Source organism: Paraburkholderia sp. SIMBA_030, assembly GCF_046535245.1.
Classification (GTDB): Bacteria; Pseudomonadota; Gammaproteobacteria; order Burkholderiales; family Burkholderiaceae; genus Paraburkholderia.
The window spans coordinates 1-241 of the sequence record NZ_JAWRXB010001482.1 but is presented as its reverse complement, the minus strand read 5'-3'; the positions used below and the strand labels follow the sequence as shown (position 1 = coordinate 241).

At 73.9% G+C, this 241-nt stretch carries 1 protein-coding gene; it reads right to left on the bottom strand.

Features of this window, described 5'->3' with window-relative positions:
- Positions 1–241 (bottom strand): ABC transporter permease subunit (locus SB772_RS44965; protein WP_410839147.1); only part of this gene is annotated, 241 nt, incomplete at both ends.

Here is a 241-nt window from a genome sequence, read left to right as displayed (position 1 = left end):
CGCCGCGAGCGCGGTGCCGAGCGCGAAGACCAGCGTGCGCACGCGCGGCACGTCGTGGCCGAGCGCTTCGACGGCGGCCGCGTGCGTGAGCGCGGCGCGCACGACGAGGCCCGTCTGCGACACGCGCAGCGCGACGAAAATCAGCAGCAGCATGGCCGCCGACATCAGCATCGCGAACCCGCGATAGCGCGAGAACGCCGCGCCGCCGAAAGTGAACAGCGGACCGTCGAGCCACGCGGGC